Source organism: Paenibacillus wulumuqiensis, from assembly GCF_000971965.1.
GTDB classification, from domain to species: Bacteria; Bacillota; Bacilli; order Paenibacillales; family Paenibacillaceae; genus Saccharibacillus; species Saccharibacillus wulumuqiensis.
On record NZ_LAQP01000004.1, the window covers coordinates 561,353 to 584,620 of the forward strand.

24 protein-coding genes and 1 pseudogene are annotated in these 23,268 nt (G+C 49.0%); 15 read left to right on the forward strand and 10 right to left on the reverse strand.

All coding sequences use genetic code 11. The features are described from left to right. Positions 1–128 precede the first annotated feature (128 nt). The 6 genes from WH45_RS14560 to WH45_RS14585 all read left to right on the forward strand — a co-directional run bounded on the left by WH45_RS14560 (position 129) and on the right by WH45_RS14585 (position 3,826). Entirely contained in the window at positions 129–497 is a 369-nt protein-coding gene (locus WH45_RS14560) for a sigma factor-like helix-turn-helix DNA-binding protein (protein WP_052723789.1), read from the forward strand. A 333-nt stretch (positions 498–830) separates the two neighbouring features. Further along, positions 831–1,460 (forward strand): DUF1906 domain-containing protein, encoded by a 630-nt coding sequence (locus WH45_RS22895; RefSeq protein ID WP_052723790.1) that lies wholly within the window; start codon positions 831–833, stop codon positions 1,458–1,460. Positions 1,461–1,555: 95 nt separating this feature from the next. Further along, the gene (locus WH45_RS14570; RefSeq protein ID WP_046215091.1) at positions 1,556–1,966 is read left to right on the forward strand and encodes a hypothetical protein; all 411 of its coding nucleotides are present in this window, start codon (positions 1,556–1,558) and stop codon (positions 1,964–1,966) included. Positions 1,967–2,009: 43 nt separating this feature from the next. Beyond that, positions 2,010–2,279 (forward strand): hypothetical protein, encoded by a 270-nt coding sequence (locus WH45_RS14575; RefSeq protein WP_046215092.1) that lies wholly within the window; start codon positions 2,010–2,012, stop codon positions 2,277–2,279. A gap of 278 nt (positions 2,280–2,557) precedes the next feature. Next, positions 2,558–3,010, forward strand: a complete 453-nt coding sequence (locus WH45_RS14580; protein ID WP_046215093.1) for a flavodoxin — start codon at positions 2,558–2,560, stop codon at positions 3,008–3,010. 30 nt (positions 3,011–3,040) lie between these two features. Continuing rightward, on the forward strand, positions 3,041–3,826 hold the full coding sequence (locus WH45_RS14585) for a hypothetical protein (protein WP_046215094.1): 786 nt from the start codon (positions 3,041–3,043) through the stop codon (positions 3,824–3,826). Between the two features lie 379 nt (positions 3,827–4,205). On the opposite strand, the gene WH45_RS14590 is transcribed toward WH45_RS14585, so the two are convergent. From WH45_RS14590 to modA, 3 genes are all read right to left on the reverse strand, one after another. Next, entirely contained in the window at positions 4,206–5,069 is an 864-nt protein-coding gene (locus tag WH45_RS14590; RefSeq protein ID WP_046215095.1) for a GNAT family N-acetyltransferase, read from the reverse strand. Positions 5,070–5,370: 301 nt separating this feature from the next. Then, on the reverse strand, positions 5,371–6,048 hold the full coding sequence (gene modB / locus WH45_RS14595; protein ID WP_046215096.1) for a molybdate ABC transporter permease subunit: 678 nt from the start codon (positions 6,046–6,048) through the stop codon (positions 5,371–5,373). Next, a complete protein-coding gene (modA, locus tag WH45_RS14600) occupies positions 6,045–6,917 on the reverse strand; it encodes a molybdate ABC transporter substrate-binding protein (RefSeq protein ID WP_046215097.1) in 873 nt (290 codons plus the stop codon). Before modA ends, modB begins: the two co-directional genes overlap by 4 nt. 218 nt (positions 6,918–7,135) lie before the next feature. On the opposite strand from modA, the gene WH45_RS14605 reads away from it, so the two are divergent. From WH45_RS14605 to WH45_RS14615, 3 genes are all read left to right on the forward strand, one after another. Continuing rightward, positions 7,136–8,272, forward strand: coding sequence for a substrate-binding domain-containing protein (locus WH45_RS14605; RefSeq protein ID WP_046215098.1), 1,137 nt, complete (start codon positions 7,136–7,138; stop codon positions 8,270–8,272). Between the two features lie 77 nt (positions 8,273–8,349). Then, positions 8,350–8,796, forward strand: a complete 447-nt coding sequence (locus WH45_RS14610; protein WP_046215099.1) for an AAA family ATPase — start codon at positions 8,350–8,352, stop codon at positions 8,794–8,796. Positions 8,797–8,933: 137 nt separating this feature from the next. After that, a complete protein-coding gene (locus WH45_RS14615) occupies positions 8,934–9,266 on the forward strand; it encodes an antibiotic biosynthesis monooxygenase family protein (RefSeq protein ID WP_046215100.1) in 333 nt (110 codons plus the stop codon). 135 nt (positions 9,267–9,401) lie between these two features. Here WH45_RS14615 and WH45_RS14620 read toward each other — a convergent pair whose 3' ends face one another. Further along, on the reverse strand, positions 9,402–9,770 hold the full coding sequence (locus WH45_RS14620) for a hypothetical protein (protein WP_046215101.1): 369 nt from the start codon (positions 9,768–9,770) through the stop codon (positions 9,402–9,404). Positions 9,771–9,877: 107 nt separating this feature from the next. Continuing rightward, the gene (locus tag WH45_RS14625) at positions 9,878–10,087 is read right to left on the reverse strand and encodes a KTSC domain-containing protein (protein WP_046215102.1); all 210 of its coding nucleotides are present in this window, start codon (positions 10,085–10,087) and stop codon (positions 9,878–9,880) included. 292 nt (positions 10,088–10,379) lie between these two features. On the opposite strand from WH45_RS14625, the gene WH45_RS14630 reads away from it, so the two are divergent. Both WH45_RS14630 and WH45_RS23945 read left to right on the forward strand, forming a co-directional pair. Beyond that, entirely contained in the window at positions 10,380–11,285 is a 906-nt protein-coding gene (locus WH45_RS14630) for an NUDIX hydrolase (RefSeq protein WP_046215103.1), read from the forward strand. A 594-nt stretch (positions 11,286–11,879) separates the two neighbouring features. Next, positions 11,880–11,996 (forward strand): annotated as a pseudogene (locus tag WH45_RS23945) (excalibur calcium-binding domain-containing protein); the annotation flags it as partial. A 408-nt stretch (positions 11,997–12,404) separates the two neighbouring features. Here WH45_RS23945 and WH45_RS14640 read toward each other — a convergent pair. Together WH45_RS14640 and WH45_RS14645 are read right to left on the reverse strand one after the other, a co-directional pair. Beyond that, positions 12,405–13,919 (reverse strand): HAMP domain-containing sensor histidine kinase, encoded by a 1,515-nt coding sequence (locus tag WH45_RS14640; RefSeq protein ID WP_046215105.1) that lies wholly within the window; start codon positions 13,917–13,919, stop codon positions 12,405–12,407. After that, entirely contained in the window at positions 13,904–14,587 is a 684-nt protein-coding gene (locus WH45_RS14645) for a response regulator transcription factor (protein WP_046215106.1), read from the reverse strand. Before WH45_RS14645 ends, WH45_RS14640 begins: the two co-directional genes overlap by 16 nt. 200 nt (positions 14,588–14,787) lie before the next feature. On the opposite strand from WH45_RS14645, the gene WH45_RS14650 reads away from it, so the two are divergent. The 3 genes from WH45_RS14650 (at position 14,788) to WH45_RS14660 (ending at position 19,565) form a co-directional block, all read left to right on the forward strand. Beyond that, the gene (locus WH45_RS14650) at positions 14,788–15,492 is read left to right on the forward strand and encodes a YceI family protein (RefSeq protein WP_046215107.1); all 705 of its coding nucleotides are present in this window, start codon (positions 14,788–14,790) and stop codon (positions 15,490–15,492) included. Positions 15,493–15,770: 278 nt separating this feature from the next. Further along, the gene (locus tag WH45_RS14655) at positions 15,771–17,966 is read left to right on the forward strand and encodes a bifunctional alpha,alpha-trehalose-phosphate synthase (UDP-forming)/trehalose-phosphatase (RefSeq protein ID WP_046215108.1); all 2,196 of its coding nucleotides are present in this window, start codon (positions 15,771–15,773) and stop codon (positions 17,964–17,966) included. 303 nt (positions 17,967–18,269) lie between these two features. Further along, a complete protein-coding gene (locus WH45_RS14660) occupies positions 18,270–19,565 on the forward strand; it encodes a galactokinase (RefSeq protein WP_046215109.1) in 1,296 nt (431 codons plus the stop codon). A gap of 166 nt (positions 19,566–19,731) precedes the next feature. Here the strand turns inward: WH45_RS14660 and WH45_RS14665 are convergent, their stop codons facing one another. From WH45_RS14665 to WH45_RS14675, 3 genes are all read right to left on the reverse strand, one after another. Next, positions 19,732–20,289 carry an O-acetyl-ADP-ribose deacetylase gene (locus WH45_RS14665; RefSeq protein ID WP_200897698.1) on the reverse strand — a complete coding sequence of 186 codons (558 nt, stop codon included), beginning with the start codon at positions 20,287–20,289 and terminating at the stop codon, positions 19,732–19,734. 152 nt (positions 20,290–20,441) lie between these two features. Then, positions 20,442–21,416, reverse strand: coding sequence for an aldo/keto reductase family protein (locus WH45_RS14670; protein WP_046215110.1), 975 nt, complete (start codon positions 21,414–21,416; stop codon positions 20,442–20,444). A 93-nt stretch (positions 21,417–21,509) separates the two neighbouring features. Next, positions 21,510–22,052 (reverse strand): GbsR/MarR family transcriptional regulator, encoded by a 543-nt coding sequence (locus tag WH45_RS14675; protein WP_046215111.1) that lies wholly within the window; start codon positions 22,050–22,052, stop codon positions 21,510–21,512. 262 nt (positions 22,053–22,314) lie between these two features. On the opposite strand from WH45_RS14675, the gene WH45_RS14680 reads away from it, so the two are divergent. Then, positions 22,315–23,148 carry a carbohydrate ABC transporter permease gene (locus WH45_RS14680; protein WP_046215216.1) on the forward strand — a complete coding sequence of 278 codons (834 nt, stop codon included), beginning with the start codon at positions 22,315–22,317 and terminating at the stop codon, positions 23,146–23,148. The last annotated feature ends 120 nt before the right edge of the window (positions 23,149–23,268 follow it).

Here is a 23,268-nt window from a genome sequence, read left to right on the forward strand (position 1 = left end):
ATGGAATCGGCAGGCCTTGATTTACAAACGATTCCCGAAAATAAATTGGTTGAATATGGAAATTGCGCTTCGTATAATTGGAGCTAATCCATACCGCAAGTAAATTGCAGCAAAGGAGGTGATATCAAGTGAATCCTGTGTTGTGTACTTATGAGGAATGTCTGGTTGAGCTCAAACGAAGTGCATGGCGTCTGCAGAGCAAGACAAGAGCACATATCAAGCGAGAGTGCGAGTGGGCAGAGGATTACAACGAAGTTGATAGTGCATGCAGTCAATTGCAGCAGTTATGCGAAGAAGAGTTTATTCAGTATGCACTAAGCCATATTTCCTCATCAAAAGCCAGGCTGATTATTCAAAAGCTGTATGTGGAAGATCTGTCGGAGAAACAGGTGGCAGAGCAACTCAATCTGACCCAGCAGGCGGTGAACAGGTGGAAAAACATAGCGCTGCAGGAACTAAGGAGCAAAAAGAATTTGCTGAAATATGTGCAGCTATAGTACAGGCAGAGGAAGGAAGCCAGGAACGGTTGATCGCCTATTTTCAACAGGATATGCAAAAGCTCAGCCGGTATATTCGGCTGCCCGAGGAGGAGATCATGCAGGCCCTTCAGACCGATTTGCTGGAATATGTAATTCGTAAAATAAAAAGCACAGAATCCCAATCCCAGGATTGAGTATCTGTGCTCTTTGAGACAGACTTAACAAGCGGCAACTTGTTAGGTACACTCCTCTTTGGGAGAGAGGAGATCTATCCGGTACCTGTTCATAATTATTCTGGATGAGGTGGCGAATTCCTGTTTGATTTTACAAAAAACAAAGGAGCTGAATAACATGAGTACCGAACAAAGAGTAAAAGGACTGGATACCACACAATCTTGCATCCACCAAGCAGAGGATCTTCACAAGCAAGGATATGCTTTTGTAGGCAGATATTATAATGTCAATCGTCCGGAAAAAAATCTGACATTGGAAGAAGCTGAGGCACTAAGCAGAGGCGGTATAAAAATAGTCGCCGTATGGGAAAATGGGTATCCGACTACATCCGGTTATTTTACGGAGGCAGCAGGCCGCGCAGATGCTGAAAGAGCTTATGACTATGCCCAACATGTGATCCATCAGCCAGCGGGATCAGCGATTTATTTTACTATCGATTATGATGCATCTGTGGCTGATCTCAGCCATGGTATTCATCAATATATGCAAACTCTGGTAAGCACATTCAAGGCACACGGCAATGCGTACAAGATAGGTATCTACGGTTCAGGCCTTACGTGTGAATATGCGATCCAGCATATCCCCGATATTCATTACACCTGGCTGGCAGAATCATCCGGTTGGACACATTCCCGGACATTTACAGGCTGGAATATCAGACAGACAGGCAGCGGCAGCTTGCATGGCCTATCGATCGATCTGAATGAAGCTGTCGGCAGCTACGGATCTTTTGATATTCCTTTGTAAATAACGGCTTCCCGATTCCATTATAAGTAGACAGCATAATCAGCAAAATGTCCCAATACAGGCTGTCAATCATAATGAGTTGAGGAGGAAAAAAGATGCATGAGAAAAATCCGGAAACCATTCCCGATCAAAACTGTACACTCTGTACCATTGCCGGTCTTCACATTCCAGCGCTTACTCCCTATCAGGTTTTCGAGCAAACCGGTTATATGGATGGTCCCCCGCATGATAGCGAAGCGATCTCCGCTATGCTGGTGACGATGAAAATGTCGGATGGTAGCTATGAGCGTTTTGCAACTCTGGAAGAAGCTGAACGAGCGATGCTGCAGTTTGGTGATAATCAGAAATTTTGTGTGGGTTATGCAAGTGATCAGGACGTTGGACATATGGTTGCTGCCCAGAAAGCGATGGGTGGGATGTACTATTATGATTTTCAGAATAGTACACATGCACAACTGCCGACCAGTCCCGGGCATAAATTTTATGTGTGGCCTATATACTCCTAACAACGGATTAATGCATTTATATAAACAAAGGCGGTGAATACTGATGCCATATACGTTGACGTATGCTAACGAAAATCAATTTGATAAAGACTATGAAGCCCTTCAGGAGGCGGAACAGGACAAATATAATGGCTGGCGCAATCAGGTAGTTGAATATGGAGCGATCCAGGCAGCCAGATTAGAGCATATTGAAATCAAAAAAATACGAGGTGCCGCTGAAAATCAATGGGAACTCGTGATTGGCAGAAAAGAAAGAGTGCAGATGTTCCTTGAGGGAGAGAACGTAACTATCCTGGGAATCGGACATTTGTAAATCATTCACTCATTGAGATTCATATCGGTCCAATTGAGAAACGCCGGAGCATTTTTCGGCGTTTCTTGTTGTACATACATGGATCAACCATATAATCCGCAGCACGATAAATGACCAAAAAACCGCGTAGTAAAAGGAATTATGGAGCCGATCAGATAGGATGATCAAGAAAATAAAAAACAAATTTAAATAAAAAAGTTGACAATGATAATCATTATCAATTATGATGTTGTCAGAGAAAAGAAGTAAGAGAAACAACGTACAACAGGAGGATGAACATGCCGAAAATATTAATCGTTTTTGCCAGCATGACAGGCAATACCGAAGAGATGGCAGACCTTATTGCAGAAGGCATTACATCCGCAGGCGGTGTAGCTGAACTAAAACAGTCCATGGATGTGGATGCAGACATTCTGCTTGAATATGACGCTGTAATGCTTGGCGCCTATACATGGGGAGACGGCGAACTGCCGGACGAATTCCTCGACTTTTATGAAGATATGGACAATCTGGATCTCGGCGGCAAAAAAGCAGCCGTATTCGGCAGTGGCGATACCGCTTATGACCAGTACGCGGCAGCGGTTGATCTGCTGACCAACAAGCTGAGAGAACGCGGTGCAGAGATCGTACAGGAGAGCCTGAAGATCGAGCTCAACCCGTCCGCGGAAGACAAAGAAACATGCCGCAGCTTCGGCAAACAATTTGCCAGCACGGCAGTTAGTCTCGTATAAGTGAAGTGTACGGAAGATGGTGAACACATAATGAATTCCCCTGCGACATGGACCGACGATAATGCCGTACTGCGGGACTATCAGCTGGAGGACTGGCTGAGAAAGACGTACACTGCCGGGACGCATACGGCAGGTTCGTCCGGCCGTACTGCACAGCAGAAGCCCGGCTGGAAGCAGCGTGTCCAATATGCTGTAGGGCATGCGGTGAACCGCTATTACAGCCTGGACCCGGAGCTGCGCGAAGTTGCCAATATGGGACAGCTGCTGGATTACCGCTGGCCCAGGCGGACCCAGTGCTTTGAGAGTGAGCGGCATTACTGGGATACCAAGGACCTGATGATCCGGCGTCTTACCGAGCTGCTGCCTCCCAATCATCCGGCAGCCTATCCGGTCATGCTGTACGAACAGCATCAGGTCATGGTGCCGGAACTGGGAGCGGAGCTGTCGCTGATCTTTCAGGCAGCCTGGCAGGTGCCCTGGACAACAGCGCAACCGGATGCAGGATCATCCGGACACAAGAGCCTGATTGTCCAGAAGTTCTTTCTTGAGCATGAGCCTCAGCTGGAAGAAGCGTTTATCCATCTGTCTTCCGTATTTTGCCAGTCTGCCTTCGGCGCTTTGCCGGAGCGGATTGAATTATTCAATATAATTGAAGGCACGGTGCGGCAGTATGTGCCGCATGCCGATCAGTACACGGCTTCCGTCGATTATCTTCATTTGCTCCGCCATGCCGTACCGGGCGGAAATCGCTCCTGCACCAGCTGTGGGACGAACGTCGGTATGGCATACCTTGCTCCGCAATGGAGCCTTATGTAGGTGAAAGAGGAAACGTATCAAAATCCCCCATCATTTTGATGCTGTTATCTTTTCACATAAATGCACTACAGGAACATACGGCTTCCCTGTTACAGGGGAAACAGGACGGTTGAACCTTCTGTCCCAGTCATGTACGGAATGTTCAGCCGTTCTGAGAAAAAGCGTTGATCCTGTTATGGACCGGACCTCCATAACAGCGATCAACGCTTTTTTGTATATCCGGATAGGACATAGCTTAATCAATAGTAGGCTATGCATAAGGAATACAGTTATCATATATTTTTAGCGAAATTTATGATGAGCAGAGAACGGGTCCTGTATGGAGGGAAAGATCAAACAAAAAAAGACAGCGGCAGGAATCCGCTGTCTGTATAGCTGGTTATACCTGTGCTGCAGAGCGCAGCGGAATTCCCTGATACTCATAATAATCCTGAATATCCTGATGAACAAATCCGCAGGATTCGTACAAATGAAGTGCCCGGTTATTATCTGCTACTACATTAAGCCATACTTCCTGTCCAAGTCTTTTCTCTTCAGCAGCGATCTGACGCAGCGCACTGCGTCCGAGGCCGTGTCCGCGAAGAGCAGGATCAATCGCGAAACCGTATATCCAGCTCTGTTTATCCTCGCGGCTGACTTCGATTTTGCCGGCTGCCAACCCCTGATGTTCAATAACATGCATAATTTTGGATAAGGGACCATGAGGGCTGGATAGTGCATTCATCGTGGAAGATTCCGGAATATCGAATGCATCGGCATCAAGACGCGCCCACAGGGGAGCATCTTCTTCCCGGAACAGCCGCAGGGATGCAATCTCATGCATAACAGGATCAAGCAGTGATCCCTGTTCATCCAGTTTCATCGTATATTCTACGCTGTTGAGCGACGTACGAAGCGTATGAATCCAGCTCTGCCCGGAAGTAGACGCACGCGGGACGTTCAGTAACACCCGATGAGCCCCGGAAAATACACCACTGTCTGCAGCCTGCTGCCAGAGCTTCGTAAATAGACCCTGACGACGGTAATCCGGATGTGTCATACCGCATACTTCAATATTGGGACCAAATTGGTAAACAGCCAGATAAGCTACCAGCCGGTCCTGATCGTAATGGAAAAAGTCTTCCGTACTGCCTGGAGTACGATTTTTGAGCATATCCCAGTTAAGCTTCAGCATGATCTGTTCATATTTCTCGCATACCATCTGAAGCTCAGAAATATCTGATAATTGACGGAGTTTTAGCATGGTTTGGATGTCCTCTCTTTTGAGCCAGACAGATTACCGCAGGTGAGATCATGTATCCTTTTTCCTGTTTCTTATGAAAATCAACATCGATCATCTGTCTTTCACTGGATACTTATACGTATGTATACCCTGTTTATTAGCCGTTGTACAAACGGATAGTAATTCAATTATATAAAGAAAGGACTAGATAAAGCTATATTTCTTTCCAATTTATTCATGAACCAATATCCTTTACCATCTTAATTATTGCGTCACCCAGAACGTATACTTATCGATACAAAGCAAAAAATCCGCAGCATGATCAATCAGTGCCGCGGATTTTTCCGGTTAATAAAAGCAGGATAAAAGAAATCAAAATCGTAATGATAGTCAGGCTCCAGGCGAGCTCCATATGACCAGCATCAACCGCGAAATAAATAGCGGTCGGCAGTGTCTGCGTCTTGCCCGGAATATTGCCGGCTACCATCAATGTAGCTCCGAATTCCCCAAGTGCTCTGGCAAAGCCAAGTACAAACCCGGTCACAAGTGAACGCCAGGAGAGAGGCAGTACCATATACCAGAGCACCTGCAGTTCACTTGCTCCCTGGGAACGGGAAGCTTCCAGTACATCCCGGTCGACGAGAGCGAATCCGGTTTTGAGGGTCTGGTAGACGAGGGGAAAAGAAACAACAGCCGATGCAATCACCGCCCCGGTAATGCTGAAGACAATCGGCTGGTGGGTTAGCCATTCGGCAGCCTGGCCGATCCAGCTGCGTCTGCCCAGAATCGTGAGCAGCAGCAAGCCGACGACCGAAGGCGGCAGCACAAGCGGCAGCATGAACAGCGTTTCCAGGATCATTTTGCCGGGAAAAGAATGACGGTTCATCCAGGCGGCTATCCACACGGCCGCTGCAAAAGCAAGAATACCCGAGATGCAGGCAATTCGCAGCGACAGCATAACCGGAAAGCCTACAGCCTCCCAGGACCAGACTTCACTCATGAGCCGCTGGATACTCTGCTGAACCCGTATTTCTCAAATACAGCCTGAGCTTCGTCGGTCTGAAGATAAGCATAGAACTGGGCCGCTTCCTCGCGGTGAGCGGTTCCGGCAAGCACGCCTGCCGGATAGACAATAGGATCATGACTGTCCGGCGCTGCCGTAAAGGCAATGTGTACACCATTCGATTCCAGCGCGTCGGTCTTGTAGACAAATCCCGCATCCGCATTGCTGGTCTCTACATAGGAGAGGACCTGTTTGACATCCTTGGTCTGTACAATCCGTGACTGCAGGCTATCCCATAGATTAGCTGCCTGCAGCGTCTGCTGGGCATACATGCCGGCAGGTACGGATTCCGGCGTACCGACAGCGAGACGTTTCAGGCCGGGTTGGGCCAGGTCCTGTAGGGAAGTCGGTGGATTGGGGCTATCTTTGGGAACGACCAGCACCAGCTCATTGGTCAGCAGATTGGTCTGATGATCCGGGTCGATGAGCTTCTGGCTGACGAGAGCTTCCATTTGCTTGCTGCCTGCAGACAGGAACAGATCGGCAGGTGCGCCCTGTTCGATCTGCTTTTGCAGCGTACCGGAGGCGGCAAAGTTAAAGGTTAATTTTACATTGGGAAATTTCTGCTCATACATCTGTTGAATCTCCTGCAGGCTGTCCGTCAGACTGGCAGCTGCCGAGACGGTTAATTCAGTTGTGCCGCTGGAAGCCCAGCCGCCCTGCTGGGAAGCGGTTCCCGACTGCGCCGACCCGCCAGGGGAGCAGGCACTGAGTGCAGCTGCGAACACCATCAGCAGCACCATTACAGGTAAACGGTGCATAGAGAGGCATGACAGTTTATCCTTATTCTTATGTAGAGATTGCATGGGTCTCCTCCTTAACAAAATAGATATGGATCGTTCACACTGAATCCTATCTTAATACAACAAATATAAACGAAACCATACTAAATATCACTACTTATATCTGGATATCATTAATTATGTCGAAAAAGATGAGGGTAGCGACCTTTTATGAATTGCAATCCACCGTTCTCGCAGGTAAGATGAACGTATCTTGTCAGCGACACAGGGAGGAACCACCTATGAATGAAGAGGTGTCATATACCACGGAAGAGATTGCCAGATTATTAAAGGTATCCAAATTAACCGTCTATGACCTGATCAAAAAAGGCGATCTGCCTGCCTATAGGGTCGGCAAACAGATGCGTGTAGATCATTATGATCTGGAGACCTACAAACAGCGTGCCAAAAATGGAATGGTACGGGAAAATAACCAATCCATGAACATCCGGGATCTGCAAAGCGGATTGTCACCCGGTCAGGCAGCTTCCGACCATGCACTGCAGCCGGGCAAGAGCGGGGTTATGCCTGCCAATGAACCTCTGAATACCGATCCGGCGGCGGTATCGCCGGAGTTTGTCCATGCCGCTTATGCGCGTCCGGAAGAGATTCTGCGTAATACCGGCACGATGCAGCCGGTCACCCAGGAGCCGGTACCACCGCCGATCAATAACAAGACAATTGTCATTACCGGACAGGATACGAGTCTTGATCTGCTGGCCCGTTATATGGAAAAGGATAACCGCTACCGTCCGCTGCGTTCCTTTGCCGGAAGTATGGACAGCCTCGTATCGATGTATATGGGCAATTCGGATATTGTCAGCACCCATTTGTTCGATGGAGACAGTGGAGAATACAATCTGCCCTATGTACGCAAAATCATGGTATCCTGCCCATTTACCCTGATCAATCTGGCGTCGAGGCAGGCAGGCATCTATGTGCAGCGCGGCAATCCGCGGCGAATTCGCAGCTGGAGTGATCTAAGCCAGCCCGGTCTGACGATCGTCAATCGGGAAAAGGGTGCCGGAGCACGTGTGCTGCTGGATGAGCAGCTGCGGCTTCATCAGATTCGTCCTTCCACCGTACGGGGATACGGCAACGAAGAGTCGTCCCATATTGCGGTCGCGGCCCGGATTGCTGCCGGACAGGCCGATGTCGGAATAGGCAGTGAAAAGGCTGCTTCCATGGTCGGAGTTGACTTTATTCCGCTCGTTACGGAGCGCTATGATCTGGTCGTGCTGAACAAACCGGACAATGCCGAATGGATTGCGATGCTCAAACGCATTTTGCAGTCTGCGGACTTTCGACAGGAGCTGGAGGCGCTTGGGGGATATGATCTGTCCCGTACCGGAGAGATATTGTATGAGAGTGTCCATTAGAACCGCGATCGATAAGGTAAAGGGAAAGGACAATATACCTTTTACCTTATCATCCATCGTCCGGATGGAGGGATAGCATGGAGTGTATCATTCTGATCGGTATTCCCGCATCAGGCAAATCGACCTTTTACCGGGAACGATTCTTCAATACCCATATGCGCATTAATCTGGACATGCTGAAGACCCGGCACCGGGAGCAAATCTATCTGCAGGCTTCGCTGGAAGCCAAGCAGCCGTTTGTTGTCGACAATACCAATCCGGCGGCTTTGGATCGGCAAAAGTATATCGAAGCTGTCCGTTCCTATCGATTTCGAGTGGTCGGTTATTATTTTGAGCCGGATGCCGAGGCTTCACTGCAGCGCAATCAGCTGCGCACCGGCAAAGCGCGTGTTCCGGACAAGGCGATACCGATTATTCTCAACCAGCTGGAGGAGCCTTGTTACAGCGAAGGATTTGATGAGCTGTACCGGGTCACCCTGCAGAATGGGAAATTCAGTGTTGTTATGATAGAGCGCGCTGAATAGCAGGCTAACCATCACTTGTATTGACAATGATAATCTTTATCATTTACAATAAACGTATTCTGATCCCGGCAGGTTGATCTATTGATTGCCGGCCTTATCGGATGGAATCTGTTGAGCTAAATGAGGAGGTATAAACGATGTTCGTAATTATTCGTACCATGACTGTCAGTGAAGGTAATGCCGATAAAGTCGTTGAACGTTTCAGCAAGCCGGGGTCGCTCGTTGAGCAGCAGCCGGGTTTTATAAATATTGAGGTTATGGTGAAGCAGACCCGCCGGGGAGAGGAAGAAGTCGTTATCCTGTTCCGCTGGGAGTCCGAGGAAGCCTGGAAAAACTGGGAGAAGAGCGACGCCCATATTCAGGGACATCGCCAAAATGCCGGACAGCCGAAGCCTGAATACGTACTGAATGCGACTCATGCCCGTTATGATGTCAAGGCGGTCAAAGGCGCAGCAGAACCTACGTCATAATAGAACCGTTATGCGTATCCATACGTATTTTCACATAACGAAATGTGCTATCAGATCCCATAATTAATAAAAAGCACCCTTTCCGAGGAAAAGGTGCTTTTTGTTATGCTATCCTATGCGCTACCACATGCACATTTAGGCACGTGAATCAAAAGGTTCGATGGTGACCATACTCTGATCGAGCATGGAGACTTCATACGCCTTCTGGGCAGTCGACAGACGCTGCTGCGAAGCGATCGGCATGTCCTGTACCGCTGCGGTGGACATTTTGAAGCTCACCGACTGAGGACGAGGCACCTGCTGTACATGTTCCAACTTGGGCGCCTGACTCTGCGGGATTTTCTCCAGTAAATGATCAAAATTAACAGCTGTATCTGCGGTCTGCTGGATCTGCTGCTCGGAACGTTCGGCTTGCTTTTGTTCGCGACGGATCAGCATCTGCCGGGTATAAGCTGCAACTTCGGCTGTAATACGCCGTACAGCCTCAATAGGGTTAACTCTCATTTCATCTCTCCTTATCCGGGACTTGCTTCCTGTCTATATCCGTTCTGCTAAATGGCTGTCTTGCACTATTTATATCGGCAAAAGCGACAGTTTATATTACTCGCTGGTCATAACCGTGCATAATGAAAATGCCTTGCGATATTTTTATTGAAAAAAGCCCCTCGTGAAGGCGCATCCAGTAGACGGTAATACATATCGGATGGAACATCATAATATACATAATCGTGACCGTTACGGAACTGGACATACAGAATCGAACGATCTCTATCGTAGGAGACGGCAGCCAGGTTGGACGATCCGATAGCAACCCAGTTCATTAATGTCCCTCCTTCTATTATCTCTCTTCTAACAGGTGAATTTCAACCTTTATACTGTAATCATTGACATTTAAATTCGGAATTTGATACATTAACTTTATGTTATTAACAATGTGATAATTAATTCGGCGAGTAGACAGACAGAGGCGGATAAGAGCGGAAGTGGAGAGAAAAGTGGATGCACATCCGGATAAAATTCTCAACGCAGTGTTCTGACGGCATTCCTGTCACTCATTAGTAAACAAACAGGCTGTGCCTGTAACACCTTTTCAATAAAGATGGAGGCAAATAAATGACAAATCAGTATTCCCTGAATCATGAAGGACTTACCGAGCAGCAGTTTCTTGATCAATATGATGCCGATGTCTATGAACGGCCTTCGGTTACTGCCGATATGTTGATCTTCACGATTATGGATCAGGAGCAGGATAATTATCGCAAGCTCCCGGAAAAGTCGCTGCTGCTGCTGCTGATCCAGCGCGGAGAGCATCCGTTTCTCGGACAGTGGGCGCTGCCGGGAGGCTTCGTCGGTATGGACGAGAGTGTGGATGAAGCTGCGGCACGGGAGCTGCGAAGCGAGACGGGGCTGGAGGACATTTATATGGAACAGCTGTACACCTGGGGAGAAGTGGACCGTGATCCGCGTACCCGGGTGATCAGTACATCTTATATGGCATTGGTAGATTCATCGGCACAGCAGGTAAGCGCCGGAGAGGATGCCCAGGATGCTCGCTGGTTTGAACTGAAGTACCGGGTTCAGCAGGAGGCCAAGGTTCATCTGCCGGACGGCTGCCGTCTGGAAAAGGAAATTCATATCAGCCTGCGTCATCAGGATACGGAGCTATCCGGGATCGTAAAAGTAACCCGTACTTACCGCGGTACGATTACCGGCGTGCACTGGGAAGTGCTGGAGAGTGAAGGCATCGCCTTTGACCATGCCAAAATGATCGCTTACGGTGTAGAGCGGCTGCGCAGCAAAATTGAGTATACGGATATCGTATTCAACCTGATGCCGCCGCTGTTCACCCTGTCCGCACTGCAGCAGGTGTACGAGACGATTCTGGACCGCGAGCTGCTGGCACCGGCTTTTCGCCGTAAAATTGCTCCGCGTGTGCTGGCGACCAACGAGTACACACGGGATGCCGGTCATCGTCCGTCCCAGCTGTACCGGTTCCGCCCGGAATGGGAAGAGGCATGACCAATTATATAACGATAGCACGCTCTAATTCCTGATAAAAAGGGATTGGAGCGTTTTTACATATTTTTTGGCGCTTGTGCCGCTAGTCAGGTCGGTAATTAGAGCGCACTTGTATAGGGATTCATAAACATTATGAACGATAGGAACGATTTTATGGAGGAAAAGAAAATACGAAACAAGAACATCCAGCCATTCTTTACACTAGCAAAATTCTTTATACCAATAAAATTAATTCAATACATGAAAAATTCAAAATAGTCAAACTATAAAAATAGAACTTTTCTGCGCCAATGGATGTGCAATATACTATCTGCTATCTAGTTAATAATTTTTTTGGAAAAAAGGTAAAATAAAACATAAATATGTGATATGATACATTTCGTAATATAACTAATTAAGTAATCTTTTGCATTGGCATCATCTTGTAATCATCCAAAAACAAAGGGGCTATTTACAATGAAAATGATGAACAAAGTATGTACAGGTCTACTAACCGCAGCGCTACTCGCAGGTACAGGCATTGCGGTGTCTACAACGGCAGAAGCCAAGCCGGCACAACAGCAATCCGCCTATACAGCTGTTAAAGGCAAAACCGTCTATTACAAAAACTGCACAGCTGTACGCAAAGCAGGCAAAGCACCACTGTACAAAGGAGATCCAGGTTACCGGATTCGTCTGGACCGTGATAAAGACGGAATTGCCTGCGAATAATCAGGTCGATTCGGTTCGAGCCGCTGATACCCTGAGTATGAACATAGAACATCCATGAATCGCTTGAAGATTATGAGTGGCAGATCATTTACGCCAGCAGGAATGCCGGAGTATGGATCTCCTTTCAAAATAAATACAATAATCAGTCATCAAAAAAAGTTGGCTATCACAAAAAGCCCTGCCGCCAGTTAAAGTGTACTCTTCGAAATGGTCATTCAAGAACCTTTTGGGTAAACGAATGACCATTTGAGGATACCTGTTAATTCTGGGGCAGGGCTTTTTTATTTCATTATTTTGATATTGCATTATCGCAATTGTAATCGTGCATGATACAACATAAACGAATGGAAACAGCGCAGCCTGCCCATTTTCAGGGACAGACCTTTGTGCGATAGGCCAGTACCTGTTCTATTTGTTCGTGCCTACTCCTGGAGGTACAGCGTGGGCACCGGGCAGCAGCTTTTTGACGCTATAGGTTTCTTTGGCTGCTGTATAGTCAGCTGACTGGAGGGAGCGGGTATCGCGCAGCAGCGGCATCCGTAGGACAAAGGTAGTGCCTGCGGGCGAGCTGCCTTTCAGGAGCAGCTCGCCACCCTGGGCGCGTGCCAGCAGCTGGCTGTAGGTCAGACCCAGCCCGAGACCGCGTACGGCCCGTTTTTTGCGTTCACCACGATAGAAACGCTCGAAAATATAATCCTGCTCCTCCGGTGCTACGCCAGTGCCATTATCAGTCACTTCGAGGTGGATATGCTGCTGTTCAGCATACATCACAATATGCAGCTTGAGCGTCTGTCCCGGCGTCACCGCCTGAAGGCTGTTGTTCAGCAGATTGACGAGAATCTGCTGGATTCTCAGGGCATCCCCGACCGTGTAAAGAGAGGAATCCGGCAGTTCGGATATTACCTGCACCATGCTGGAATCATGCAGCAGATTCCACTGGTAGATCACTTCCGCGATCAGCACCGGCAGATCCAGCTGATCATGGCGTACCTCCACACTGCCGGAAGCAAACGCATTGTAATCCAGCAGGTCGGCGACCATGCGTTCCATCCGGTCGGATTCCTTGAGTGCGATATCGAGGAATTCCCTGGCTTCTTCCTGCACAACCACTTCATCGCGTACAGCCATGACCAGACCTTTGATCGAGGTGACCGGTGTCTTCAGTTCGTGCGTCACTCCGGCGAGGGAGAGGGCGCGCCATTCTTCCAGATGTTTGAGCCGCCGGGCCATATCTTCAAACGAAGATACGAGCTGCTGAATCTCGCGTTCAGGAGGATGGATATTGAGCTGCACATCATAATTGCCCAGACGGATCTGCTGGGCAGCATCGGCGACACTGCCGAGTGGACGGGCAAGTTTGCGGGACAGCAGATACAGGGTCAGCCAGCCCGTCAGAATCAGAATCGTCAGCAGCAGGATGGAGACCATCATCTCCTGCGGACTGTAAGTGAGTGCTTTTTTGGACTGGAGAATGATGACTTTGCCGAGCTGCTTGTTATCGCTGTCGATCGGGGTAGTGATCGCCACATAGCGGTCATCCCGCGGTTGGCTCAGATCGTCGGTTAGCTTGTCACGCATCTGCTGCTCGGTCATGGCAGGCCGGGAGAACTTGAGGTCGCCTTTTTGGTCCGTAATCATCAGACAGATATATTCATCGATATTGAAGAAGAACAGCCTGTTTTTGACGATATAATCCAGCTTTGGAGGAATGGTCAGCTGTCCTTCGGGCGAAGTCACCCGGTCGGCGACTTCCTGACCGAGCAGACCGGCTGTCTGAAGACGGCTCTCCATCGTTGCATCCCGCATCCAGTAGATCGCAGCAGCGGCAATAATGGTGAAGCCGATACATAAAATAATGAAGTATCGTATCGTCCAGTAGGACAGTAGCGACGTGGAGCATACCCGTTTTACTCGTTTAGCCAAAATTGATACCCCATTCCTCGTAATGTGCGGATCTCTCCGGTCTGCGCTGACCAGTGCGAGAGGGACTGGCGCAGCCGCTTGATGGACAGATCGACTGCCCGGTCGCTGCCCTCATAATCCATGCCCCACACCTGTTCAATCAGATGATCCCGTGTAAAAGTACGGTTAGGATATTCGGACAGAAACAGCAGCAGCGACAAATCCCGCGGACTGAGCGGAACTTCAGCGCCATTCAGATAGACACGCTTGGCTGCGAGGTCGAGGACCAGATTGCCAAAATGCCTTTTGCTTGCCGCATCCGTCAGATACGGGCGCCGCCGCAGTACGGCATTGACCCGTGCGACGACTTCTTCCGGGGTGAATGGCTTGGTCATGTAATCATCAGCACCGCTGTCCAGGCCGTTTAGCCGATCTTCGATTCTGTCCCGTGCGGTCAGCATAATGACCGGACAGGCGCCCTGTGCCCGAATCAGTTGCAGCAGCTCCCATCCATCCATGCCGGGCAGCATAATATCAAGCACGACCAGAGCGGGAGCGCAGGACTGGAATCTCTCCATGGCAGTATGGCCGTCAGCCGCATGCTCGGTATCAAAGCCAGCCTTTTTTAAATAAGCGGACAAAACGCGGGCAATTGCCGGTTCGTCTTCAATAATCAGAATCAGACTCATAAGGGTGAAGCTCCTTGCCGAGTAGTATCGTGTCTGTACATAATACTTACTTTTTTATATCTATTGTACATGGGCAGGAAATTGGGCTGCAAGCTTTATCATTAAGTACCATCCTTTTTTAGTCTGCAGGATCATCGACATATTCCCGACACATTAACCACCTATACTTACGTCATGACCTAACCAAAGGAGAGAATATAATGACGAAAAAAACAAGAAACTGGATTATTGCTTCTGCAGTTGTCGTGGTGCTGCTGGCTGTCGGTGGATATACATTTATGCAGAGCTATATGGGAAATAAAGTGGAGATTCAGCAGGTGATTCCGACAGAAGCGGCAGCTGCTGAAGGCCAGGCAGCAACAAGTGGAGCAAATGTGACCGGTACGGAACTGAACGGCGACTGGGCGATCAGCGACGCTTCCAAAGTGTATTTCTCGGTAACCACTTCCCAGGAAACTGTCAACTTTGTGGACAACAAAGTATCAGGCAGCTGGAAAGTGAATGTGGATGATCCTGCCCAGATGTCTGCAGAAGGACAGATCGACATGAGCGCTATCGATTCCGGTACAGCACAGCGGGACGAGCACGTGAAACAGGCCGATTTCTTCGATGTAAGCAAGTTCCCGAATGCGACTTTCAAAGCGACTTCATTTGAAGGGCTGCCATCCGAATGGGTGTCCGGTGCAACAAATGAATTCAAAATGGCAGGCACGCTGACTGTCAAAGGGGTAGAGAAAGAAGTGACATTTGATGCCAAGGGCGTCTACCAGGATGGCAAGATTCTGTTATCCGGTACAACGATGGTTACTTTCCAGGACTTTGGCATGACCAATCCTCACTCTGTAGTGATGACGACAGAGAATGATATCAATGTGCAGCTCGAACTGGTCCTGACCAAAGGCTGATCACAGGCGATCAAATAATGTTTGAAGTATAAACTGTATGACCAACCGCATCAGAAAGAGAAAAAGCCCGGAAAACATTGAGTTTCCGGGCTTTTTGCCATGTTAATATATACGCTTCGTGACACAATCATGCAACTTAATTAGCAAGAACTGAGTCGGAATGTGCAAATAAGGGTAATTTGCCATTGACCAATAGGAGCACCGGTTTTACCGAGCACCATCCATTCATACATTATCATTCAAGTCTACTTTATACTTTGGTTAGGAGAGGAGATTCAATGAGTAAAATAATTTTCGTATCCAATCGCTTACCCGTAACAGTGAAAAAAACTGAGTCCGATCTTCAATATAGTAAAAGTATCGGCGGCCTTGCTACAGGGCTGAAAAGCTATCATGAGCAGGGGGACAGCCTGTGGGCCGGCTGGCCGGGCATTTCCAGCAATGACCTGAATGAACAGGACGAGAAAGATATTGACCAGGAGCTGCGTGAGGAGTACAACTGCCTGCCAATCTTCCTGTCCGAAGAAGAAATCGAACAGTATTACCATGGATTCTGTAATGAAACGATCTGGCCGCTGTTCCACTACTTTACCAATGCGACCGAATACAATGTAGATACATGGGAAGCCTACAAAAGAGTGAACCAGAAATTTTTCGATTCGATTGATCCGGTTATCGAACCGAATGATACAATCTGGATTCACGACTATCAGCTGATGCTGCTGCCGCAGATGATCCGTGAGAAATATCCGGATACCAAGATCGGATTCTTCCTGCATATTCCGTTCCCATCTTTTGAAATTTACCGTTTACTTATCTGGCGTGAAGAGATCCTCAGAGGACTCATGGGTGCCAACCTGATCGGATTTCATACTTATGATTATGTGCGTCACTTCCTGAGCAGCGTACGTCGTCTGCTGGGCAAGGAGCACAACCTGTACAAAGTTAATTATGAGACTTACAGTGTACAGGTCGAAGCATTCCCAATGGGAATTGACTACGATTATTTCGCCAAATCGTCCGTACAGAGCGATCTGTCGAACGAAGCGCTGGAATTTATCGAAAGCACCAAATCCGTACAGAATATCATCTCCGTCGACCGTCTGGATTATACCAAAGGACTGCCGGAGCGGATCAAGGCGTTCAAGCAGTTCCTGAACAAGTATCCGGAATATCATGAGAAAGTCCGTCTGAACCTGATCGTCGCGCCTTCCCGTGTCGGGGTAGAAGCTTATGATAATCTCAAGCGCGAGATTGAAGAGCTGGTCAGCGCGGTCAATGGTCAGTTCGGTACGCTCAGCTGGATGCCGGTATGGTTCTTTTTCCGTACCTTTACCCAGGACGATCTGATTGCGTTCTATCGCAACAGCGATGTGCTGCTCGTTACGCCGCTGCGCGACGGGATGAACCTCGTAGCCAAAGAGTATATTGCAGCCCGTAACGACTACAAAGGCATGCTCGTTATGAGTGAAACGGCCGGAGCAGCGAGTGAACTGGGTGAAGCGGTTATCGTCAATGCCAACGATTACGGTGCAATTGCAGCCGGTATCAAAACGGCACTTGATATGCCGGATCACGAGAAAATCGAGCGCAACAAAATGCTGCATCGCCGTATTTCCCGTTATAATGTGAAATTCTGGGCCGATGAGTTCCTTGAAGCTCTCAAAAATACAACAGATTCCCAGGTGGAGACCAAAGATGTGGTAGACATCAAGTCCGAACCTTCCAATGTGGAAAAAGCATATATGGAAACCGAAAAGCGCGTTCTGTTCCTCGATTACGATGGTACATTGGTAGGCTTTAAGCCGACACCGGATCAAGCCAAGCCGGATGAGGAACTGCGCCAGATCCTGAGAGAGCTGTGTGCGGACAAGCGCAATACGGTCGTTATTATTACCGGACGTGATCGCGATGTGATCGAGAACTGGCTGGGCGATCTGGATCTGCATATCATTGCTTCCCACGGCCTGTGGCTTCGTGAACCGGGTGGCGAGTGGAGAATGACCATGAGCGTGGATAACGATTGGAAAGAATCGATCCGCCACGTATTGGAAATGTACACCGACCGTACACCGGGTTCCCTGATTGAGGAGAAAGAATACTCTCTCGCATGGCATTACAGACAGTGTGAGCCGGAAATCGGTATGCTGAAACGTAATGAGCTGCGTGAAGCACTGCTCTCCATTACACAATCGATGAGCCTCGGCATTCTGGAAGGTAACAAAGTGCTGGAAATCAAGGATACCCGCATGAACAAAGGCCATGGTGCTCACCAGATGCTGCAGGGCAAAGACTTTGACTTTATCTTCGGTGTGGGCGATGATCATACGGATGAGGATCTGTTCGATGCACTGCCGGAAGATGCATTCTCGATCAAAGTAGGCTCCGGTAATACCCATGCCAACTACCGTCTGAAGTCCTTCCGTAATATCCGTCAGCTGCTCAAACGTTTCGTTGATCTGAGCAAAAAGTAAGCGGAAATGGTGTGAATGATCCAAAATCAACGAAGTATTTTACCAAGAACAAAATATATGTTAATTGCTATCCATACACCCGGTATTCTATGCCGGGTGTATTTTATTGGAATAGAACGAAAATAAGACGAATAGGATCAAGCGAATCCGCGGTTACCGACAGACACAGACTTGCAAATTGTCGTGAATATTGGAATTTTATCCTGTCCTAGCGGGAGCGACAAGATTATACTTAGACAGGTAAGCATACAGACAGCAGGTAATGCGATTCGAAATACATAATACTCAAGTGGAGGGAACATCATGAAGTCAGTTGAACAAGCACACCAATATATGCACCAAGAGGGCATGAAGCAGCTGCTCACCGGACTGTACGGACAGGATGAGCTGGAGATGCAGTTGAATCGGTATGAACAGATGATCGGCAGCTTCCTGAACCGGTACGAAGCGGATCCACAGCAGATCCAGCTGTTCAGCGCATCCGGGCGGGTAGAGATCGGCGGTAATCATACGGATCATAATCATGGCAAAGTGCTGGCTGGCAGTATTCATCTCGATACGATCGCAGCGGCTGTACCGACCGAAGAACCGGTTATCGTACTTGTCTCCGAAGGGTATGAGGGAGAGTTCAAAGTCGATCTGAATGAATCATCTGTAGACGATTCTGAGAGCGCTACCACCAAGTTGCTGAGAGGTATCGTAGCCGGTTTCCGTGAGAAAGGGCTGCATGTCGGCGGGTTCCGCGCCTATGCGACGACCAATGTACTATCCGCATCCGGACTCAGCTCATCGGCTTCTTTTGAAATGCTGATCTGTACGATTCTGAATCATTTCTATAATGAGGGCAGACTCGATGCAGCGGAGATCTCCAAAATCGGTCAATATGCCGAGAATCAGTACTGGAACAAACCATCCGGTCTGCTCGATCAGATGGCCTGTGCGTATGGCGGTATGGTGGCGATGGACTTTGCCGATCCATCCAAGCCGCAGGTAGAGCAGCTGCAGTATGACTTTGGGGCTGCCGGATATTCGATGATGGTCGTTAATACGGGCGGGAATCATGCGGATCTGACCGAAGATTATGCAAGCGTGCCCAATGAGATGTTTGCTGTGGCACAGGCGCTTGGTGCCGAGTACTGCCGGGATATTACACTGGAGCAGATCTATGGAGAACTGCCGCGTCTGCGGGAGCAGGCAGGAGACCGTGCAGTGCTGAGAGCGATGCACTTTCTCGAAGAGAATCGCCGGGTGGATCGTCAGGTCGAGGCGCTGCGTAAGGATGATATGCCGGCTTTCCTGCAGCTGTTGACCGCTTCGGGCAATTCCTCCTGGAAATGGCTGCAAAACTGCTACCGTGATTCGGATCATCATGATCAGAGCATGGCCGTCGCACTGGCGATTACAGAGATTTATTTGCAGGATATCGGCGGAGGTGCCTGTCGTCTGCATGGTGGCGGATTTGCCGGTGTGATTCTGGCGGTCGTGCCCAATGAACATGCCGCAGGTTACAGAGAGCTGATCGAGAAGACACTGGGTACATCGATCTTCGATATCCGCATCCGCGAGAAAGGCGCTTTTTGCCTGAATGCCCTGCTGTAATTCATTGGCTGGGCTATAGAAAGACAATATAACGGTATACACAAAACAAGACCCTGATAATAGAGGCTCCTGTTCACCTATCTTTGCTCATCATGCAAAGCGGTTGTAAAGGAATCCCCATCTAATCAGGGTCTTGTTTTGTTGCGCTTATTTATGCTATACGCTGTTATTGAAAAGCCTGCTGAAGCTTTTGCTCATACAAGGCCAGATTCTCCGCATCATAGCAGACAAACCGGATACGCTTCATATGACCCTGTCCGCTGAGATTGACGTATTCCTTAACAGCCTGAATGGCTACGTCGGCCGCCTGGGATTTGGGATAACCATAGATGCCTGTGCTGATATTTGGAAAAGCAATTGTTGTCGCTTCATGCTCATTTGCCAGCCACAATGAATTGAGATAGCAGTTATGCAGCAAATTATCTTCACCGCTGCTGCCTCCATTCCATACAGGACCGACTGTATGAATGACATAACGTGCCGGCAGTCGTCCTGCAGTCGTAATAACGGCTTCGCCAGTGTCACAGCCACCCTGTCGGGCGCGAATCTGCTGGCATTCCTCGAGGATCTCCGGTCCGCCTGCGCGATGAATTGCTCCATCGACACCACCGCCCCCCAGCAGGCTGGAATTGGCGGCATTTACGATGACATCAACATGTTCCCGGGTGATATCACCCTGAACCGCTTCGATTATCGTATCTTTGAATTGTATTTCCATAATCATAAAACCTCCCTCGGCGGGGTAGCTGGACAGAATGAGCCTTTTTGCAAATGTTCTTCTGTCGCTGATCTGCTCGCCATTCGTTCCCCAACCTGCTTGCTGCGGTCATTGACTGGCTGCAGGTACAGACCCGTACGATCAAATGGAGTTACAGATTAGCGCAGCGGAGCAAAGTCCTTGATTTTCAGCATGATCTCATCAATCTGCTCCAGCACCCCGGTATTCAAAGATATATTTACCGCTTCTACATTCTCCTGAATCTGATGCGGCTTAGTGGCGCCGATAATAGCCGAGCTGACGCCCGGCTGACGCAGTACCCAGGCGAGAGCCAGCTGGGAAAGTGAGATATTCATGCTGCCTGCCAGTTCATTCAGTTCGGCGACGACATGCAGTACATCTTCACGCAGATAGCTGTTGATCACCTGGTTGACGGAATCATCGGCTGCACGGGTACCGGCAGCAGGCGCCTGACCCGGTTTGTACTTGCCGGTCAATACACCCTGTGCGAGCGGGGAGAAGACCACCTGGCCCAGTCCGTACTGCATCGACACCGGCAGTACTTCATCTTCGATATAACGTTCGAACAGATTGTAGATCGGCTGGTTGGAAGCGAGCGGACGCAGACGGAGACGTTCACTGATCGCTGCCGCACCGGCGATCTGGGCGGCACTCCATTCACTGACACCTGCATACAGGATTTTACCCTGGGCTGTCAGATCATCCAGTGCACGCAGTGTTTCTTCGACCGGGGTCTCCTGATCGAACCGGTGGCAGAAATAAATATCAATATAATCGGTACCCAGACGCTTCAGGCTCGCTTCACACTGCTCCATAATATGTTTGCGGGACAAGCCTCGATCATTGGGACCATCGCCCATTGGGAAAAACAGCTTGGTGCTCAGTACATAACTGGAGCGTTCGTAGGCGGATAAGGCGGCACCAATCGCCTTTTCTCCTTCGCCGCGGTTGTAAGCGTTTGCCGTATCGAAAAAATTAATACCATATTCAAATGCGGTGCGGATGCACTGATCTGCGGCCTGCTGCTCGGCGGCGGTGCCATAGGTAAGCCAGCTGCCGAGCGCGATTTCACTTACTTTGAGGCCGGTATTGCCAAGATTGCGGTATTTCATGTGTAACACTCCTTATGTAAGACAGAATAGAGGCAACAGTTTTGCCGTCTTATCCATCATTGAACAAAAAGCTGCTTTCGTCAATCTGCTGGATTACTCATCTTGGGCAGGAGACGGGAAATAGGCACCTGCCTGCAGCTGATTCACAAAATGCTGCAGCCACTCGTAATACTGCCGGGCATGCTGCAGCTTATGCAAATCACGCAGACAGCTTTCCCGTTCCTCGGCCGAGGTATGCCGGGAGAGAATGATCTCGGACAGCTGGGGAATGACTTCTTCCATGGAGGTGGTCATGACGTCGATCTCCCGCTGCAATTTGGTGCCAAAAAAGTTCTGGAACGTGCTGAAATAATTGGTGTCTGCCTGATACTGGTCTTTGCGGTCACGTTTCTCGTCAAGCTTGTTGATCATGCGTGACTCCATCAGGGAGCGAACGGCATAACTCATATTGCTTTTGCTCATATTCATATCGTTTTTCATTTCTTCCAGTGTCATCGGACGGTCCTCGAAATACATTACTCCATAGAGCTGACCGAACGAATGATTCACCCCATACAGGTCCATCGTCTGGGCAATCGCTTCAATCATCTCTGTTCGCAGCTCCTGCTGTCTGGAACGGGAGTTCTCATTAGGCATCTCATTTATTTCCTTTTCCACAATATCACCTCATAATCTGTGATTAACTTCCAGAAAAAGCTGAAAAATTTACAATATTCATCAATGTTTTTACACTGGGATAACTCATGATCTCTTATTTGATTGTACAATATTTTTTGTACGGAAGACATATAAATATAAAAAATGCGTTTCTGAAAGAAGTATTAAAGAAAAATTGAACGCGGGAGTGGATGTATTGAAAACAAAAATATTCCGGGAGACAGAGGCACTGCTGTTCACAATGCCAGCCGTCATTCCACTGCTGGTATTCTGGCTGGGACCTCTTGGATACATATTTTATCTGAGCTTCACGGATTGGGACTTTATGAGTCCGGACAAGCTCTTCGTCGGACTGGACAATTACCGCTATCTCCTGGGCAATCCCGAATTTTATCAGGCGCTGAAAGTGACTGCCCTGTTCGGAATCGGCAGCGTAATTCCAATCATGATCGGCGGCCTGCTGCTGGCTCTGCTGATGAACAGCAAGCTGCGGACATCGGGCATCTATCGCGCTTTTATTTTCTCGCCATGGGTTACACCGACTGTCGCAGTATCGATCGTGTGGTCATGGATCTTCCAGCCGGATGTCGGTTATGCGAACCATGTACTCAGCTGGTTCGGTATTGCGGGTATCGGATGGCTGCAGGATTCCAACTGGGCACTGGTTGCCATTCTGATCGTTACTCTGTGGAAATCGGTCGGCTGGGCGATGATCTTCTATCTGGTAGCGCTGCGTAATCTGCCGTCGGATCTGCTGGAAGCCGCTTCGATGGACGGAGCGGGAGCATGGAGCCGGTTCCGCCATATTACGCTGCCGCTGATCTCACCGACGACCTTTTTCCTGGCCGTTATTCTGACGATCCAGTCGCTGCAGGCGTATGACCAGATCAATGTCATGACCCAGGGTGGCCCGGCGGGATCGACGCGCACGCTGCTGTATCTGTATTATCAATCCGCCTTTGAGGCATTTAACGTAGGGGAGGCTTCTTCAGTGGCAGTCGTTATTATTCTGATCTGTGTACTGCTGTCAGGGTGCTCGTTCCTGATTGGAAGAAAGATGGTGCATTACCAGTGAATATGACAGGAGCAGGCAAGGATACAACGTCGTATGAACCGGTGACCCCCGGACGACGCCGATCGGGATCGCGCAGTAATGGAGCAGCAGGCCGAAGAGACGGGACGGTGACCCGTTATC

What these genes read in the sequence shown, in the direction of transcription:
- WH45_RS14615 (WP_046215100.1), top strand. Translation starts at nt 8,934, where the DNA reads ATGTTCGTAATTATTCGTACCATGACTGTCAGTGAAGGTAATGCCGAT.
- WH45_RS14575 (WP_046215092.1), top strand. Translation starts at nt 2,010, where the DNA reads ATGCCATATACGTTGACGTATGCTAACGAAAATCAATTTGATAAAGAC.
- WH45_RS14630 (WP_046215103.1), top strand. Translation starts at nt 10,380, where the DNA reads ATGACAAATCAGTATTCCCTGAATCATGAAGGACTTACCGAGCAGCAG.
- WH45_RS14580 (WP_046215093.1), top strand. Translation starts at nt 2,558, where the DNA reads ATGCCGAAAATATTAATCGTTTTTGCCAGCATGACAGGCAATACCGAA.
- WH45_RS14620 (WP_046215101.1), bottom strand. Translation starts at nt 9,770, where the DNA reads ATGAGAGTTAACCCTATTGAGGCTGTACGGCGTATTACAGCCGAAGTT.
- modB (WP_046215096.1), bottom strand. Translation starts at nt 6,048, where the DNA reads ATGAGTGAAGTCTGGTCCTGGGAGGCTGTAGGCTTTCCGGTTATGCTG.
- WH45_RS14680 (WP_046215216.1), top strand. Translation starts at nt 22,315, where the DNA reads ATGCCAGCCGTCATTCCACTGCTGGTATTCTGGCTGGGACCTCTTGGA.
- WH45_RS14660 (WP_046215109.1), top strand. Translation starts at nt 18,270, where the DNA reads ATGAAGTCAGTTGAACAAGCACACCAATATATGCACCAAGAGGGCATG.
- WH45_RS14645 (WP_046215106.1), bottom strand. Translation starts at nt 14,587, where the DNA reads ATGAGTCTGATTCTGATTATTGAAGACGAACCGGCAATTGCCCGCGTT.
- WH45_RS14655 (WP_046215108.1), top strand. Translation starts at nt 15,771, where the DNA reads ATGAGTAAAATAATTTTCGTATCCAATCGCTTACCCGTAACAGTGAAA.
- WH45_RS14590 (WP_046215095.1), bottom strand. Translation starts at nt 5,069, where the DNA reads ATGCTAAAACTCCGTCAATTATCAGATATTTCTGAGCTTCAGATGGTA.
- WH45_RS14585 (WP_046215094.1), top strand. Translation starts at nt 3,041, where the DNA reads ATGAATTCCCCTGCGACATGGACCGACGATAATGCCGTACTGCGGGAC.
- WH45_RS14665 (WP_200897698.1), bottom strand. Translation starts at nt 20,289, where the DNA reads ATGATTATGGAAATACAATTCAAAGATACGATAATCGAAGCGGTTCAG.
- WH45_RS14605 (WP_046215098.1), top strand. Translation starts at nt 7,136, where the DNA reads ATGAATGAAGAGGTGTCATATACCACGGAAGAGATTGCCAGATTATTA.
- WH45_RS14675 (WP_046215111.1), bottom strand. Translation starts at nt 22,052, where the DNA reads ATGCCTAATGAGAACTCCCGTTCCAGACAGCAGGAGCTGCGAACAGAG.
- WH45_RS14625 (WP_046215102.1), bottom strand. Translation starts at nt 10,087, where the DNA reads ATGAACTGGGTTGCTATCGGATCGTCCAACCTGGCTGCCGTCTCCTAC.
- modA (WP_046215097.1), bottom strand. Translation starts at nt 6,917, where the DNA reads ATGCAATCTCTACATAAGAATAAGGATAAACTGTCATGCCTCTCTATG.
- WH45_RS14610 (WP_046215099.1), top strand. Translation starts at nt 8,350, where the DNA reads ATGGAGTGTATCATTCTGATCGGTATTCCCGCATCAGGCAAATCGACC.
- WH45_RS22895 (WP_052723790.1), top strand. Translation starts at nt 831, where the DNA reads ATGAGTACCGAACAAAGAGTAAAAGGACTGGATACCACACAATCTTGC.
- WH45_RS14670 (WP_046215110.1), bottom strand. Translation starts at nt 21,416, where the DNA reads ATGAAATACCGCAATCTTGGCAATACCGGCCTCAAAGTAAGTGAAATC.
- WH45_RS14650 (WP_046215107.1), top strand. Translation starts at nt 14,788, where the DNA reads ATGACGAAAAAAACAAGAAACTGGATTATTGCTTCTGCAGTTGTCGTG.
- WH45_RS14570 (WP_046215091.1), top strand. Translation starts at nt 1,556, where the DNA reads ATGCATGAGAAAAATCCGGAAACCATTCCCGATCAAAACTGTACACTC.